13 protein-coding genes are annotated in these 14792 nt (G+C 37.8%); all 13 read left to right on the plus strand.

The genetic code is table 11. The features are described 5' to 3' along the window. Nucleotides 1–25 precede the first annotated feature (25 nt). A complete protein-coding gene (tssA, locus tag H5120_RS13260; RefSeq protein ID WP_182671929.1) occupies nucleotides 26–1141 on the plus strand; it encodes a type VI secretion system protein TssA in 1116 nt (371 codons plus the stop codon). Nucleotides 1142–1157: 16 nt separating this feature from the next. Continuing rightward, nucleotides 1158–1661 (plus strand): type VI secretion system contractile sheath small subunit, encoded by a 504-nt coding sequence (tssB, locus tag H5120_RS13265; RefSeq protein ID WP_024594566.1) that lies wholly within the window; start codon nucleotides 1158–1160, stop codon nucleotides 1659–1661. After that, complete coding sequence (gene tssC / locus H5120_RS13270) at nucleotides 1658–3148, plus strand: type VI secretion system contractile sheath large subunit (RefSeq protein WP_058547845.1); 1491 nt, start codon at nucleotides 1658–1660, stop codon at nucleotides 3146–3148. Before tssB ends, tssC (H5120_RS13270) begins: the two co-directional genes overlap by 4 nt. 36 nt (nucleotides 3149–3184) lie before the next feature. Then, nucleotides 3185–4711 (plus strand): type VI secretion system contractile sheath large subunit, encoded by a 1527-nt coding sequence (gene tssC, locus H5120_RS13275; RefSeq protein ID WP_182674932.1) that lies wholly within the window; start codon nucleotides 3185–3187, stop codon nucleotides 4709–4711. Nucleotides 4712–4713: 2 nt separating this feature from the next. Next, complete coding sequence (locus H5120_RS13280) at nucleotides 4714–5481, plus strand: type VI secretion system accessory protein TagJ (protein WP_024598494.1); 768 nt, start codon at nucleotides 4714–4716, stop codon at nucleotides 5479–5481. Between the two features lie 17 nt (nucleotides 5482–5498). Then, nucleotides 5499–5984 carry a type VI secretion system baseplate subunit TssE gene (gene tssE, locus H5120_RS13285; RefSeq protein WP_024594570.1) on the plus strand — a complete coding sequence of 162 codons (486 nt, stop codon included), beginning with the start codon at nucleotides 5499–5501 and terminating at the stop codon, nucleotides 5982–5984. Next, nucleotides 5981–7807 carry a type VI secretion system baseplate subunit TssF gene (gene tssF, locus H5120_RS13290; RefSeq protein ID WP_024594571.1) on the plus strand — a complete coding sequence of 609 codons (1827 nt, stop codon included), beginning with the start codon at nucleotides 5981–5983 and terminating at the stop codon, nucleotides 7805–7807. Before tssE ends, tssF begins: the two co-directional genes overlap by 4 nt. After that, entirely contained in the window at nucleotides 7804–8793 is a 990-nt protein-coding gene (tssG, locus tag H5120_RS13295; protein ID WP_024594572.1) for a type VI secretion system baseplate subunit TssG, read from the plus strand. Before tssF ends, tssG begins: the two co-directional genes overlap by 4 nt. A 22-nt stretch (nucleotides 8794–8815) precedes the next feature. Continuing rightward, nucleotides 8816–11419: a type VI secretion system ATPase TssH gene (tssH, locus tag H5120_RS13300; RefSeq protein ID WP_182674935.1), complete on the plus strand. Its 2604-nt coding sequence runs from the start codon at nucleotides 8816–8818 to the stop codon at nucleotides 11417–11419. A gap of 250 nt (nucleotides 11420–11669) precedes the next feature. Continuing rightward, nucleotides 11670–12149 (plus strand): type VI secretion system tube protein Hcp, encoded by a 480-nt coding sequence (locus tag H5120_RS13305; protein WP_024594574.1) that lies wholly within the window; start codon nucleotides 11670–11672, stop codon nucleotides 12147–12149. A 73-nt stretch (nucleotides 12150–12222) separates the two neighbouring features. After that, a complete protein-coding gene (locus tag H5120_RS13310; RefSeq protein ID WP_182674938.1) occupies nucleotides 12223–14100 on the plus strand; it encodes a type VI secretion system Vgr family protein in 1878 nt (625 codons plus the stop codon). Between the two features lie 7 nt (nucleotides 14101–14107). Beyond that, nucleotides 14108–14464 (plus strand): hypothetical protein, encoded by a 357-nt coding sequence (locus tag H5120_RS13315; protein WP_182671935.1) that lies wholly within the window; start codon nucleotides 14108–14110, stop codon nucleotides 14462–14464. Between the two features lie 35 nt (nucleotides 14465–14499). Then, a complete protein-coding gene (locus H5120_RS13320) occupies nucleotides 14500–14790 on the plus strand; it encodes a PAAR domain-containing protein (RefSeq protein ID WP_024595244.1) in 291 nt (96 codons plus the stop codon). The last annotated feature ends 2 nt before the right edge of the window (nucleotides 14791–14792 follow it).

The following is a 14792-nucleotide window of genomic DNA, read 5'->3' on the forward strand; positions in this document are numbered from 1 at the left end:
TATGGATAATTATTAGGACGATGGAATGTTTTTATTTGAAGAGTATATTTCCCCTATTTCAGACACCGAGGTTGCAGGTATTGATCCTCGCTCAGATGTCTCGCCTACGTCGACTTATTACGCCTTAAAAGATTTAAGAAACCAGCTTCGCGCAGCAGAAAGAAATGCATTAGTGGATGAAGAAGGTATTTCCTCACTAGCAAGAGATTGGCTTCCTTTATTAGAGCAATGTAGCAAAGCAATAAAAACACAAAGCAAAGATATCGAATATTTAGCTTGGTTTATTGAAGCACTTTGTCGAATTCATGGCTTCAAAGGCTTAGCTTTTGGTTTTAAAGTTGCTCATAACTTGCTCGACAATTATTTTGATGAATTATACCCGTCACTCGATGACGATGATGAAGTGTCAGACAAAGTATCTGCATTGGTTGGCCTTAATGGTTCAGCAGGCGAAGGTACATTAATAATCCCGATAAAAAGTATCTATCTGACCGATAGCGCCAGTATGGAGTCATATTCTTTTTGGGAATATCAGCAAGGCTATGATATTTCTCGTTTAACAGATGAAAAAAGAGAGAAAAAGCTTAATTTAGGTGCTGTTGACTATGAGCTCATTGAAAGAAGTGCTGCAGAAACAAGTACTGAATTCTTTGTTACTTTAAAACAAGACATTGAAAACGCGATTGAGCAATTTGCTTTATTAAGCGAAGTATTGGATAGAGTAACTGGACAGCCACAGCCAACATCAAATATAAAACAAGCATTAGAAGTTAGTCTTGCTGCTGTTGAGCATGTTGCTGCAGATAAGCTTGAAGCTGCTGATAAGGCAAAAGCTGCATTAAACGAAGTGCAAGAAGTGGTTCAAAGTGAAGACGACGACGGTCAAAGTGTTACAGAGCAAGTTGTAAAAGTTAATCACGAAATTAACTCAAGAGAAAGTGCGATTAATAAACTCAAAGAAATCGCTACTTTTTTTAGAAAGACAGAGCCGCACTCACCTATGTCGTACACCATAGAACAAGTAATTCGATGGAGCGAATTGTCGCTGCCTGAATTATTAAATGAATTAATTACAGATAGTGATGCTAGGACTGGGTACTTTAAGTTGTCTGGCATTAAAATCAGCGAAACTGAAACATAAGTAAAAGGAGTTCTCTATGAGTATCCATGATAAATTAAAACGAGTTCGTAAGCCTCGCGTACACATCACTTATGATGTGGAAACTGAAGGCACTGCAGTAAAAAAAGAATTACCATTTGTTGTTGGTGTTATGGGCGACTTCTCTGGTGATAACACAGAAGCATTAAAACCACTTAAAGATAGACGATTTGTGCAAATAGATCGTGAAAACTTTAATGACGTTTTAAAGCGCATGAGCCCTTCACTAAAATTATTAGTTGATAATACGCTTAATGATGATGGTTCTGAATTTGAAGTAAAACTTAACTTTAAATCGATTGATGACTTTGAACCAGCAGCTGTTGTAAATCAGGTTGAGCCATTACGTAAATTAATGGAAACACGCAACAAGTTACGCGATTTAATGACTAAGATTGACCGCTCAGAAGAATTAGAAAACGTGCTTGAAGAAGTACTAAGCAACACAGCAAGCTTAGATACAATCGCAAAAGAGCTTAAAATAGAGGAGACTGAAAAATGAGTACAGAGCAACTAAGTACTGAATTAGAGTCTACCTCAGAAGCAACGTCTTCACTATTAGAGCAAGCTATTGGCGCAACTAAGCAAACAGATGCAAGCCGTGCAGAAGAGTTACTTAAAACACTGACAGAAGAAGCCTTAAAAGGGACTGTTCAGTGGAACAAAAACATGACAGTGACGTTTAATGAAGCAATTCAATTAATCGACCAAAAGATCTCAAAACAGCTAAGTGTAGTAATGCACAGCGAAGAGTTTCAAAAGTTAGAAGGCTCTTGGCGTGGATTGCACCATTTAGTAATGAATTCTGAGACAAGCTCTACACTTAAAATTCGTATGCTAAATATGAAGAAAAAAGAACTTCATAAAGATTTGAGCAAAGCTGTTGAGTTTGACCAAAGCCAAACATTCAAAAAAATCTATGAGTCTGAGTTTGGTACTCCAGGTGGCGAACCATACGGTACTATCGTTGGTGACTTTGAGTTTACTAACCACCCTGAAGATGTTGAAACATTAAGTCTAATGTCTAATGTTGCAGCCGCTGGTTTCTGTCCATTTATTGCAGCTTCATCGCCATCATTATTTGGTTTTGATAACTGGGAAGAGCTAACCAAACCACGTGATTTAGAAAAAGTATTTGAATCTCTAGAGTACACTAAGTGGCGGTCATTCAGAGACAGCGATGATTCGCGTTTTGTTTCATTAACTATGCCTCGTTTCTTATCTCGCCTACCTTATGGTGCGGCTTCTAAACCAGTTGAAGAATTTAACTATGAAGAGTTTGAAGTTGAACCAAAAGATGGCCGTTCAGTAAGTACTGATAACAGTGATTACTGTTGGAGTAATGCAGCCTACGCTATGGCAACAAATATGACCAAAGCATTTGCTCAATACGGTTTCTGTACTGCAATACGTGGTGCTGAAGGCGGCGGTAAAGTAGAAGGTCTTCCTACGCATATCTTCACAAGTGATGATGGCGATCCAGATCTTAAATGCCCAACTGAAATTGGCATTACAGATCGTCGTGAAGCTGAATTAAGCAAGTTAGGTTTCTTGCCTCTTTGTCATTACAAAAATACAGATTATGCAGTATTTTTTGGTGGACAAAGCTGTCAAAAACCACAAATTTATTCAACTCCAGATGCCACAGCTAATGCGGCAATATCTGCACGTCTACCTTACCTTATGGCAACGTCTCGCTTTGCTCATTACCTAAAAGTAATGGCGCGTGATAAAATTGGTAGCTTTATGGAAGCTGAAGACGTTGAGTCTTGGTTAAACCGCTGGATCCTTTCGTATGTAAATGCGACTGAGGGTGGTGGTCAAGATATCAGAGCACGTTATCCTCTAGCAGATGCAAAAGTATCAGTTAAGGAAATTCCAGGTCAACCGGGTGCATATAATGCAGTTGCATGGTTACGACCTTGGCTACAAATGGAAGAGCTTACTTCTTCTTTACGCCTTGTAGCTAAAATTCCAGAGATCGGTTAATTAACTGATCTCGAGCGTTAAGGATAATGCAGTAGAATGAATCACGAAGAGTTTTCATTTATAAATCAAGACTTCGCTTTTGTACAAAAAGCGCAGTCTAGAATAAGTGATAATGAGGCTTTACTCGATAGGTTTTTAAACGAAAAAAACCTAGATAAAGCCTTGTTGTTATGGCTTGAAGGCTCTTCAGATTCACCTATATCTTGGACTAAAGAATCACTTGGTCCTTATTTACAGCGCGTAATTGTTGAACTCGATCAACTCATTTCAGAACAATTAAACCTCATAATTCATAATGATAGATTTCAAAAGTTAGAAGCCAGTTGGCGTAATCTTTGGTGGCTAATACTTCAAAGCGAACAATACGACAAAGAAAATAAAGTAAAAATAAAAGTATTGAACTGCGATTGGGCAACACTCTCTAAAGATGTAAACAAAGCTATTGATTTTGACCAAAGCCTATTTTTTCAACTACTTTATCAAAGTGAGTTTGATAGCGCAGGTGGCGAGCCATTTGGTGTAGTAGTAGGTGATTATGAAATTAGTAACATGTGCTCAGCAGGCACAATTTATAATGACATAGACACAATAAAAGAAATATCTAGAACCGCTGCCGCTTCTTTCTCTCCATTTATTTGCTCGGCTTCTCCTAACTTATTTGGTGCAGATAACTTTTCTGATTTAGGCTATTACGCAGACTTGTTTAACCAGTTTGAACAACCCGAATACGCTAAATGGCAAAGCTTTCGAGCGATGGAAGAATCTCGCTTTATTGGGCTTACGCTTCCTCACGTATTAGTTAGACCGCCATATAGCAATGATGGAAAGCGTCATCAAGATTTTTACTTTAAAGAACAAATTAAAGATCCTGAAAGCGATATGCTTTGGGGCAATGCAGCATACCAATTTGTATCTACCTTAATAAGAGCATATTGCGATAGTGGCTGGTTTGGTCACATTCGTGGTATTGAGCCGGGTAAATTTTCAAAGGGGCTGGTTACAGGGCTGGCGAGAGACAGTTTTGCAAACGACACCTATCAAAAAGAAGCAAAGCCACCACTAAACTTGTTAGTGACAAGTAAGTTTGAAAAGCAATTTTCTGAACTTGGCTTTATTCCAGTATCGTCAGTGACTAATACAGAACACATTGTTTTTTATAGTAATGCATCGGTTCAAAAAACTAAAAACTATGAATCAAGCGCTGCTAATATTAATGCGCGCTTATCTTCAATGCTGCAATATATTTTGTGCGTATCTCGTTTTGCTCACTATTTAAAGCTATTAGCTCGAGACCGTGTCGGCTCTTATAACACGGCACAAGCTTGTGAGCGAGACCTACAAGCGTGGATAAATAATTATACAACGGCTTCAGACTCTGCCTCCGAGCATATAAGAAGTAAGTACCCGCTAAGTAATGCCAGAATAAAAGTCAGTGAAAATAAAGCCAATCCAGGGCATTACTTTTCTGTTTTACAATTACAGCCACATTTTCAATTAGATCAGATGATCTCCAGTATTAAATTAATTACAGAGCTCAGTCCTCATCATAAAATAAAGGAATAGTCATGAAAAAAATACATAGCTTAATTCGCGAGGGGAAACTTACTGATGCATTATCTTGTTGTGCTACAGAGCTTCAAGATGAGCCATTAAACTTTGATATCAGAAGTATTTACGCCGAATTACTTTGCATAAATGGTGAACTTGAAAAAGCCGATAAACAGCTAGATTTCATGGTACAAAAAAATCCAGAGTTTGCAGTAGGTGCAGTAAATTTAAGGCACTTAATTCGTGCTCAGCAATCTCGTGTAGATTTTTACCAAGGTAAAGGCATTCCTAAGTTATTTCATGATGCGAATGAGTTAGACACACTATTTTTGAAAATGCATGTTGCTCTGTTAGAAGGCTCAACCGACGAAGCAGCTCAGTTAGCTCAAGAGATGGAGTCTTTAAGAGTTAGCACAGACGAGGCATCAACAAGAGATCTCGATGATTGCTTAAGCCCGTACCTAGAGGTTTTAGGTACTAATGGTGAGTTTTATCTAGCAAACTTTAACGAAATTGAATCGTTAAAAATGGAGCCAGTAGAATCTTTATTAGAAAGTATTTGGTTACGTGTTGAAATTACAATTAAAGATGGTCCATCAGGTACAGCTCATTTACCACTTGTTTATATTAACTCTGAATCGGAGCTTGAAAAGCTAGGTCAAGTATCTGATTGGGTTGAGTTAAAAGATGAATTTATTATTGGTAAGGGCATGAAAATGCTGTTTGTTGATGATGAGGCTATCACCATCCCAAATTTAAAAATAAGCTCACTTGAAACAGCATAATTTAAGCTTAAGCAACCATGATAGAGCATAAACAACAGCTTCAAGCATCCATTATAGATAGGCTCATTGACGATGAGCCCGACTTCCAGGATGCGCCATCACGTACCGAAGGCATCACTATTAGTGAGCTTAGAAAAAACGTGCGCAGAGATATAGAAGCTTTGCTAAATGCTCGAATTCAATGGCATACATGGCCAACTCAATACACCGAACTGGCTACTTCATGTTTGTCTTATGGTTTACCTGACTTTTCGAGTATGTCTGTAAGCTCTCACGAAGGGCGCGCATTACTGTGCGAAACCGTCAGAAATACAATTTTAAAATTTGAGCCACGGTTTCTTGAAGTTGAAGTGTTCACTGACGAAGAAGTACCTTTAAATAGAGTATTAAATTTAAGAATAAATGCGCTTTTATACGCCGATCCTGAGCCAGAATTTATTAGTTTTGATTCAGAAGTAGAGCCCGTGAACTTAGGTATGAAGATTATTGAGGCATCATTATGAACGATGAGTTATTGAAGTATTACAATCGTGAATTAGCATTTGTGCGTCATCTAGGTAAAGACTTTGCTGAAAAATATCCAAAAGTTGCAGGGCGTTTAAAGTTAAGTGAAGATCATATTGAAGACCCTCATGTCTCAAGATTAATAGAATCTTTTGCATTTTTAACTGCCAATATAAGGCAAAAGCTCGACGATAGTTTCCCGGAGTTAACGGATGCTTTGCTAGGGCAAATGCTACCAGATTACCAAGCGCCAATTCCATCAATGTCAGTTGTTAAGCTCGAAGCTGAGAACTTATCTACGGCAGGGGTGGTTATACCAAAGGCAAGTGAAGTAGAAACTAACGTTGACTCAATGAAGCAATGTAAATTTCAAACGTGTTATGAAACCTACCTTTGGCCTGTTGAAATAACAAATGTGCAATTTGATAATAGCCCATTTGTAGCGCCTAAGCCTCGCTGGCAAGAAAAAGCAAAATCTATTTTCAAAATAGAATTAACAGGTGAGTATAAAGGGGTTTCGCTTGCAGAAACTGGCCTTGAAAAATTACGGATTTTTATCAATGGCCAATGGCATCATACACTTAAAGTTTACGAACTACTGTTCAAACATAGTATTGGTATTGCTATAGACAATGGCGATGAAGGTATTAGATATCTGTCAAAAAACCAATTAAAAGCAGTGGGCTTTGATTCTAACGAGGCTGTGGTTCCTTATTCACAGCGCTCATCTGCCGGATATCGTTTGCTCGTCGAAAATTTTACTTTTCCTGAGAAGTTTAGGTTTTTTGAGCTTGAAGGCATTCTTTCATCACTGCCTAAGCAATCTAATAAATGTAGTATTTATATTTACCTAGATACTGAATCTGCTGAGCTTGAAAAGCAAGTAGATAAAGATATGTTCTTATTAGGCTGTACACCAATAATAAACTTATTTGAACAAGAGCTTGAGCCAATACGACCTGAGATCAGTGAATATGAATATCAGTTAACACCGCGTTATATGGACTCGGAAATATCAGAAGTAATTGGTATATCGGAAGTTATTGCATTTGATCATAAAGGCAATAAACAAATTGTTTCGCCTTTTTATGGTCAAACACATCCTAAATATCATGGACATGATGATTTGTTTTGGCATATTCGTCGAGAAACTGCTTCTTGGGCTGGCGGTTATGTAGAGTCAGGAACCGAAACATTTTTATCGTTAGTTGATGCTACTTTTGAAAATAGTGCGATGGAATATGGTGACGGAAACTCTGTACTTACTGTGCGCGCAAATTGTAGTAATCGCAACCTACCAGCAAGCATGCCATTTGGTGATGACGAACTTGGTTTATTAATGCCTGAGCGCGGCGATGTAATTAAAAAAATAAGATGTTTAACGCCATTTACTCATGCAGTGAGACCTATATTAGCTGATGCAACACGGTGGCAGTTAGTTAATCATTTAACGCTTGATACCTTTAGTGGTGAAGACGCATGTAATAAGCTTAAAGAAGTTTTACGTTTATACGATTTTAGAGCATCACCACAAACTAAAGGCATGATAGATAATATTTATAGAGTGGTAATAGAGCCCTCAACTGCCCGTGTGATTCAAAAAGGTAAAGTAAGCTTTGCAACAGGCAGCGAAATTGAAATTACATTTGCTAATGATGATTTTTCTGGCAGCGGCATGTTCTTCTTTGCATCAATACTTGATCACTTTTTTGCTCAATTTGCAGCAATAAATAGCTACACGCGTTTAAGTTTAAGGCTTAAAGAGCAAGAACAAATTTATTATCAATGGCCTGCAAGAGTGGGTGACTGTCCGTTATTATGATAAAGCAAATAATCTCACAAGCTTCTCAAATTGACTTTTACAAAGCTGTTTTCATAATTGAAAATCAGCTAAAAAAGCGTGGCTTAGATTATCGACATGTCGGTTACGACAGTAATCCAAAGCAAGAGTTGATTAAGTTTACAGCTACCCAAAAGTTTGGTTATCCAGGTAATGCAATTACCAAATTAGAAGAAACTGGTTTTGAAGACGGTATGCATAAAGTAACTATGCAGGTTTCTTTTATGGGGCTGACGGGTTGTTCAGGCGCTTTACCCCAGTTTTATAGTGAACTTGTGATGCAGCGTTTACGCTATAAAGATACAACCATGCGTGACTTTTACGACATGTTTAATCATCGTTTAGTCTCACTGTATTACCGCGCTTGGAAAAAATATAAGCCTTCGCTTAATCACGTTAATAAAGAAAAAAACAAAGACCCATACACACAAATACTCGGTTTATTAAGTGGTGGCTATAACGAGCACCAACTGCATTTTTCAGGTTTATATAGCCGTAAAATTAGAAATGCATTTGATTTAAAAAATGTACTTTCGTCATACCTAGGTTGTGATGTATCAATCAAACAAATGGTTGGCCAATGGCACGAGTTAAAAGAGCAAGAACAAACCCGTTTAGCCAGCCAGGCATTATATGAAGGCCAGCACGCCCGTTTAGGTGTTGATACCATGATTGGAAATAAAGTATGGGACGTATCTTCTAATATCGAAATCCACATAAAATCAGATGATCCAGATAAAGCAAAACAACTTTTGCCCAAAGGTCCGCTTTTTGAAATAGCGAATCAAATAACAAAAGACTATGTAGGAAATGCTATTAACTTTCGCTTAGTCATTGAGTCAAATTTTCAAAATTTAGGTGCCGCTAAACTTTCAAAAAATGAGTGTCAGTTAGGCGCCAATAGCTTCTTATCTGTACAAGATAACAAATTAAAATCTAACCCTACTAAGTTATCGTTTAAGGGATAATTAAAATTAAAAGGAAAAAAGTATGTCTTCGATGACACTGAATAAACTAGTTGAAAAACTGAGTCCTGATTGCAGAAAAAGCCTAGAAGGTGCTGTTGCTATATGTAATAGTCGCAGTCATTTCACGGTTGAACTTGAGCATTGGTTACTTGCAATGATTGAGCAGCAATTAGATGATGTTAGACTAATTTTTGGCTCGTTCGATATAGATATTGATAAAGTTCAACAGGATTTAAATCAATCATTAGAGTCGTTTAAAACGGGTAGTGAGTCATCTCCTAGTTTGTCAGTGCATGTTACGAGTCTTCTTAAGCAATCTTGGTTAAGTACTAGCATTGAGTTTACAGATAATCAAATTCGTAGTGCATACGTTATTTATACCCTTACTAAAGACGATACATTATCTAGCTTAGTAACACGTTGTAGTAAGTTATTTAATAAAATAGAGCCTGGTCAATTGCTTCATGCATGGCCTGAAATAGTTGCGCAATCTCAAGAGCGCAACCATTCAGTACAAAATGCGTCAACTCAAGCAAATGTTGGTTCTAAAACTCCAAGTTTAGATCAATTTACTGTTGATTTAACTGCCCAAGCACTCGCTGGAAAAATAGATCCTATTCTTGGTCGTGATTTCGAAATTCGTCAAATGGTTGATATTTTAACCAGACGCCGCCAAAACAACCCAATTTTAACTGGTGAAGCGGGCGTAGGTAAAACAGCAGTCGTTGAAGGGCTAGCATTAAGAATTGCTCAAAAAGACGTACCTGCTGTATTACAAAATGTAAAAATTCACAGCTTAGATTTAGCACTATTACAAGCTGGTGCAGGTATGAAAGGGGAATTTGAAAATCGCCTTAAATCGCTTATCAATGAAGTAAAAAATGCGGTAAATCCGGTTATTTTGTTTATTGATGAAGCACATACCATGATTGGTAGCGGTGGTGCAGCGGGTCAAAATGATGCGGCAAATCTATTAAAGCCTGCTTTAGCGCGTGGTGAATTACGCACAATAGCTGCAACTACTTGGGCTGAATACAAAAAGTTTTTTGAGAAAGACGCCGCATTAACACGCCGGTTCCAAGTTGTAAAAGTTGAAGAGCCAACCCCTGAAAAAGCGGTGGCAATGTTACGAGGCTTAGTGCCTGTAATGGAAAAACACCACAAGGTGTTTATATCTGAGCAAGCACTTGAAGGCGCGGTGCATTTATCACATCGTTACATTACTGCAAGGCAGCTACCAGATAAAGCCGTTGCATTACTAGATACAGCTTGTGCACGTGTTGCAATGAGCCAAGCATCTACTCCAAATACTATAGAGCAGCTTGTAAATCGCTTAAGCGAAATAGAAACACAAGTAAAAATGCTTAACAGAGAGCAAAAAACGGGTTTAGATCATTCTCACCAGCTAGACACATTAAAAGCAGAGCTAATTACAATTGAAGAGCGATTAGCGCCGTTAAATGAGCAATTTAGTGCTGAAAAAGAAATTGTAGCTGAGCTTAATCAAGCTTTAGAGCTTATTAACTCTCAAGATGAAGAGTCATCACAAGAAATACTCGATAAGCTAAGACTTAGTAAAGAGAAGCTAGCCTCTTTTGAACATAATATGGTTCATTGGCAGGTTAACGAAGAGCTTATAGCGCAAGTTATTTCAGATTGGACAGGGATACCTGTTGGCAAAATGCATGAAGATGAAATACATGGCATTTTAAATTTAGCACAGCAAATGAAGCAACGAGTTGTAGGGCAAGACCACTCTCTTGATTTAATAGCTAAAGTTGTTCAAACATCTCGTGCTCAGCTAGCAGATGAAAGCCGTCCTAACGGTATATTTATGTTAGCAGGGCCAAGCGGTGTGGGTAAAACAGAAACTGCACTTTCGCTAGCCCAAGAAGTGTATGGTAGTGAAGAAAACGTCACGGTAATTAACATGTCAGAGTTTAAAGAAGAACATAAAGTTTCTTTATTACTTGGCTCTCCTCCAGGGTATGTAGGTTACGGTGAAGGAGGAATATTAACCGAGGCTGTAAGAAGAAAGCCATACAGTGTTGTACTTTTGGATGAGATGGAAAAAGCACACCCAGGCGTACAAGATATTTTTTATCAAGTGTTTGATAAAGGTACAATTAAAGACGGTGAAGGCCGCGATATCGACTTTAAAAACACAATTATTATTATGACCTCAAACGTGGGCACAGATACCACAATGAGCTTATTTGAAGACGAAGAAAGTAAACCAAGCATCAAAGGTTTATTAAAGGCATTACAAGATGATTTACTTGCTTCATTTAAACCGGCATTTTTAGGTCGTATTAATGTAATACCTTACATTCCATTAAGTGACGATATTCTTACTGAAATTGCCGCTATTCAAATAAATAAAATAATTAAACGTGTTAAAAAACACTACAATGCAGAGTTAATTTATAATGACGATGTAATTGAATATATTATTGCTAATTGCCAAAATGCAGGCTCAGGTGCACGTAATATTCACACTATACTTCAAAATAGAGTGCTGCCATTGTTGTCTGAGGTTTTACTTTCTAGCATGATTGACGACAAAGAAATTAATAGTATATCGCTATTAGTAAAAGATAATGAATTTGAACTAGAGCTGAATTAAAGGTTAATTAAAGTTAATTTGAAATAACTTGTTATTAAGGTTGTTTCTTTAGTTTGAGGGCATTATAATTTTGGTGCCTGATATCACTACATGGAATTTTTGAGACATTGTCTTCATCTAAGGAAAGGAATCAGAAGGCCTTTTCATTGCTGTATTAAAGATAATGGTTTCAAAGGAATTTTGGTATATACCAAAGTAAAGAATCCAGTATTAATGGATAACATTGTTTAATAAAAAGGAGCATTATCAAATGCAAGCAAATACATATTTAAAATACGGTTCAATCAAAGGCGAAACTACTGCTGAGTCTTTCAAAGATTTAATTACAGTTTTATCTCTTGATTGGAATGTAAGTCGCGAAATTAGCTCAGCTACTGGTACAGCGATGGACCGTGAGTCAAGCTCTACTCGCCTTGGTGACGTAACAATCACTAAACTTCAAGATAAAGCATCTCCGGATCTTTTCAAAGAAGCGACAATCGGTAAAGGTTTACCAGCTGTTTTCCATATCACTAAGCAAGGTGATAAGGTTGAAGAAATCATGAAAATCGAACTTACAGATGCAATGATTTCTAGCTACTCAGTTTCAGTACAAAATGATCGTCCAATCGAAACAATCACTATCAGCTACACAGAAATGATGATGACTGTTACTCCAACAGACGACAAAAATAACATTACTGCTCCTCTTGTATACGGTTACAGCGGTGTTAAAGGTCAACAAATGTAATATTTGTTACCTTATAATGGCTCTGGGCATTGCTCAGAGCTTTTTTTGATCTTTAGGACGGGAAAAGCAAGGAATGCAAAAAGCAACACAAGATAAAAACGTAATTCAAATTAGCACCCCTGTTGGTAAAGATGCCCTCTATTTAACTCGTTTTGTTGCCCAAGAGGCAATGTCTGATTTGTTTGTTATGTCGGCCAATATGTACACTATTGGAAAGCAGATCGCGCACGAAGACTTAGTGGGTAAACCTGTATCTATTAAAGTAAAAAATGCAGATGGCGGTGGTGAGCGTTACTACCACGGCATTGTTAGTCATTTGGTTTCAAATGGCAGCCGTACGGCTGATGTTGACGAGCAAAAAAATTATATAGATTATCAAGCGACGATAGTTCCATTCGCAGCTTCAATGCGCAATCGTAAAAATAGCCGCATTTTTCAAAAGAAAACAATTAAAGAAATATTTGCTGATTTATTTGGCCAACACAATGTTGCCTTTAGCGATAAAACCAGTAAAACCTACCCTAAATACGAATATTGTGTTCAGTATCAAGAGTCTGATTTTGATTTTATTCAGCGCTTATTCCAACAAGAAGGTATATTTTACTTTTTTGAACACTCAAACAGTAACCATACGCTTGTATTAGCTGATGATATTACGGCTTACGAAGTATGTAATGAAGGCAAAGTTGTATTTTCAACTGGCCATTTAAGCGAATCACACGTATCGCGCTGGCAAGGTGGCTTAAGCATTGCCCCTGGTAGTTTTAAACGTATTGGTTACGATTTTAAACAGCCATCACGATACCCAGATGGCGAGCAAGCAAACGCTGAACTTCCTACTCAATCGGTCTCTGAAATTTTTGAATACACGGGCGAGCAAGAGTGCCACCCGCGCGCTGCTAATCTAGCGTCTGTGCAGTTAGAGTCACTGCAAAGAGACATGAAGCTTTCCAGTGGGCGCAGTGACTGCCGCTCATTTACTGTAGGTAAGTTATTTAGTTTTAAAAAGCACGAAGACCCACGTCTTGAAGGTAAAACATTTGTTATTACCTCTATGATGACTTCAATTACAGTACCCAACCAATCAGGTTCGCAGCAGTCATCGGTAGAAGAAGTTTATTCAAATCACTTTGAATGTGTCCCAAAAGAAATCCCGTACAGAGCACAAATAAATAAGAAAAAGCCTGTAATAAACGGGGTCCAAACGGCAATCGTAACTGGCGACAGCGCTGATGAAATTATGATTGACCAATATGGTCGCGTAAAAGTGCAATTTGATTGGGACAGAGAAGGCAAAAAAGATTCTAAAAGTTCGTGTTGGATCCGCGTTGCCCAAAACTGGGCTGGTAAAAAGTGGGGGGCTTTTTTCTTCCCTCGCGTTGGCCAAGAAGTACTTGTGGATTTTATAAATGGCGACCCAGATCAACCTATAATAAGTGGGGCCGTGTATAACGCAGACTTAATGCCTCCGTATGCATTACCGGCAGAAAAAACACAAAGCGGCATAAAAACGCGTTCTACAAAAGAAGGCGGAGCAGATAATTTTAACGAGCTTAGGTTTGAAGATAAAAAAGGCAGTGAGCTGGTTTATCTTCAAGCAGAAAAAGACAAGCAGCTCTATGTTAAAAACGATCAAAACGATAAGACAGATCACGACCACAACATTGAAATTGGCAACGACAGAAAAACAGATATTGCTAACAACGACACCCTTAATGTTGCTAAAAATCGTATTGCCGAAATGGGTGAAAACGATACTTTAAAAGTAGGTAAAACATTAAATATAGAAGCGGGTGATGAAATAGTTATTAAAACAGGCTCTGCACAAATTAAAATGAGCAGTAATGGTAATATAACTATTGAAGGCACTAATATAAATATTAAAGGTAGTAATGTTAAAGTTGACGGCAGTGCTATTACTTTATCAGCTGGAATGATTAAATTAAATTAGTGCAAATATGGAAATAATAAATAGCTTTCATTCAGGACTTAGAAACGGCATTAATAATAACGGATATGTTGTATATTGCCGTTATGGGCTTGCGCATTTAATATGTTTGCCAATTAATAGGCCAGACGATCCATTGCTAAATCCAGCATTAAGTCATCTAAAAGCAATGAATGGTTATTACGCTGGCCAGTTTTTAAATAATTTACACCCAGTATTAAATAGTGAAGATGTTGTGTCGGGATTATACCAATATGCTATGCAAAGCCCTGTTGCACTTTCAGATTATTCTCAAAGTGAATTAATAGAGTGTTTATCTCTATTAGTGGCGCACAGCAAGTTATTAATTATCCCTTTATTTGATTAGTTTTATTTAAAAATATAAACAGACAAGGAGTCTTTATGGGCAAGCCCGCAGCTACAATTGGTCACATGCATGTGTGTCCCAAAACAACCGGCACAGTGCCGCATGTAGGCGGCCCTGTAGTTATTGGTTCAACTAATGTCTTAATTGGAGGAATGCCTGCTGCGCGTAAAGGCGACATGATGGTGTGTATTGGCCCACCAGATAGTATTAAATCGGGTTCTGGCTCGGTTAAAATTAACGGTAAGCCTGCAGCTAGAATGGGCGATGACAGCTCCCACGGCGGTAAAATTGTTGTTGGCAACCCTACAGTATTAATAGGTGGCTAACC

Source organism: Pseudoalteromonas sp. SR43-2 (assembly GCF_014163885.1).
In the GTDB taxonomy this organism is placed as follows: domain Bacteria; phylum Pseudomonadota; class Gammaproteobacteria; order Enterobacterales; family Alteromonadaceae; genus Pseudoalteromonas; species Pseudoalteromonas distincta.